This window comes from Borrelia hispanica CRI (assembly GCF_000500065.1).
Classification (GTDB): domain Bacteria; phylum Spirochaetota; class Spirochaetia; order Borreliales; family Borreliaceae; genus Borrelia; species Borrelia hispanica.
The window spans coordinates 1-2,502 of the sequence record NZ_AYOU01000103.1; the positions used below are offsets into that span (position 1 = coordinate 1).

The 2,502-nt window shown below is 25.0% G+C and carries 2 pseudogenes; both read left to right on the forward strand.

The features are described 5' to 3' along the window. A pseudogene (locus U880_RS11165) lies at positions 1 to 1,157 on the forward strand (hypothetical protein); the annotation flags it as partial. 158 nt (positions 1,158 to 1,315) lie between these two features. Continuing rightward, positions 1,316 to 2,502, forward strand: a pseudogene (locus tag U880_RS0103000) (hypothetical protein); the annotation flags it as partial.

The following is a 2,502-nucleotide window of genomic DNA, read 5'->3' on the forward strand; positions in this document are numbered from 1 at the left end:
CATTAAAACTTGATGTCATTAAAAATAGTAATGAATGGATTTTACAGCCTAAAGAAAAAGAAAATTGGGAAATAGATTTAAGTATAAATGATAGCTTTGTTAAAAATATACCTCCTGATTATGTTTATAAGATAAAATCTTATCACTTAGAAAGTAAAATACATGAAGAAATGGTCGACTCGTATTTCACTCTGCCCGATATTCCTAGACCCATGCGTAATATACGCAAGGATGAAAAAGGACAAGTTGATCAATTTATAGAAGACAATTTAGAGTTTTTTATTAAAGAAATATATAAATATTCAAAAGATTTTTCTAAAATTGAAAATGGAATAAAAGAATTAAGAATTCTATCACAATATGAACAAGTAATACCTTTCGATGAAATTATTAATAACAATTATTTTCATATATATGCTGCCTTTTATAACATGTATTTTCTTTATACTAATCCTAAAGTGCTCATTGTAGGTAATAAAAACCATAAAATGAAAGATAATTCTGGAACATTTTACAATAATGCTATTGTTTTAAACATTGATAAGAAATTTGATCATAATAGAATCAAGATTAGTCAAGAACCTCTACTAGAGCAAGTACCAGTTGAACCTGTTACTTTAAATAATGATATTATCAATAAATGTGAATCGTGCAAGTTGTATCTCTCTGAGAATGATTCATCTGAAATACACCAATATTTGCTTAAACAAAATATTTACCAAGAAATAAAAAATGCAAAAAAGGATCAACATATTATTGATTCTCTTATTAAAGAACAAGCAAATTCTCTACTAAGACAAATTAAAGCTATTATTGAAGAACTTTGTAATGATGATATTGAAAAAACATATATGCAAGTACGTATTAATGGAGCATATAGACAATTAATAAATGCTACTGACCTTGAATATCATTTAAACAATAATAAAATACTGCAAAATCCAATTATAAATGCATTATACGAAGAAGATACATTTACTGAAATAGGATATGCTTATGTCTATCCTGTAATTTATAATATGTATACAAGTAAAGAAACTCCTAGTATATCATTTTTTATACAATCAAAGTATCACACATTAAAATTACGTCATATTTGGCATTCAGTATCGGTTGATAGATCTACTCCTAAATGGACTTTATATAAAAAATCTTAAAAGTTAATATAAAAATAAAAATGTTAAATTTTTTAATTTTACTTACCCATATAAAACAAAATACAACTTATTTTATACGTTTAATGTTATCATGTTATATAATTAAAAAATATAAATCACCCTGAATATTTTTTTGAGATTTGATATAAGGAAATTTTATGAGAATGTATTTTGTGATAGTTGTTTTTATCTTTTTTATTTTGTCTTGTGATAAACATAAAGTAAAAGATTTTGAAAAAAGTGACATCAAATCTTTATCCAATCTTAGTGATGACTTATATATATCTAGAGAATACATAATGAAATACGAAGTATACAAACAATTACAAGATTTAAATGAAAAACGTCCTTTTATTGAGTCTCTTGTCAAAAAACATGCAAATTCTCTTGTGTTACAAATTAAAAAATTTTCAGAAACATTTAGCAAACAGGAGAATGGTATTACGCCCACTGTTTTTATATTTGGAGATTATGTCCAAAAAATTAACTCTGGATCTCGAACGGGGTATTATGGAACTATGGTTGCTCCTATACAAGTCGAAACAGATGACTATTTAAAGAATAATTTTGAAGACACAATGATTGGAAATCCTTTATTGTTTTTACCCTCAGAGCTTGATGATCAAGGCAGATTTCACATATTATCAGAACCTAGTTATCGTTTTTATTTAAGAGAAATATACGATACCGATATGTATCCAATAATATATAATCTTTATATATCTCATAAACAACCGTCAATTTATCTCATAGGAAATAAAATATATAAAAAACAAAATGAAATAGGCAATAATATCTATTATAGAAAAGCATTAAAACTTGATGTCATTAAAAATAGTAATGAATGGATTTTACAGCCTAAAGAAAAAGAAAATTGGGAAATAGATTTAAGTATAAATGATAGCTTTGTTAAAAATATACCTCCTGATTATGTTTATAAGATAAAATCTTATCACTTAGAAAGTAAAATACATGAAGAAATGGTCGACTCGTATTTCACTCTGCCCGATATTCCTAGACCCATGCGTAATATACGCAAGGATGAAAAAGGACAAGTTGATCAATTTATAGAAGACAATTTAGAGTTTTTTATTAAAGAAATATATAAATATTCAAAAGATTTTTCTAAAATTGAAAATGGAATAAAAGAATTAAGAATTCTATCACAATATGAACAAGTAATACCTTTCGATGAAATTATTAATAACAATTATTTTCATATATATGCTGCCTTTTATAACATGTATTTTCTTTATACTAATCCTAAAGTGCTCATTGTAGGTAATAAAAACCATAAAATGAAAGATAATTCTGGAACATTTTACAATAATGCTATTGTTTTAAA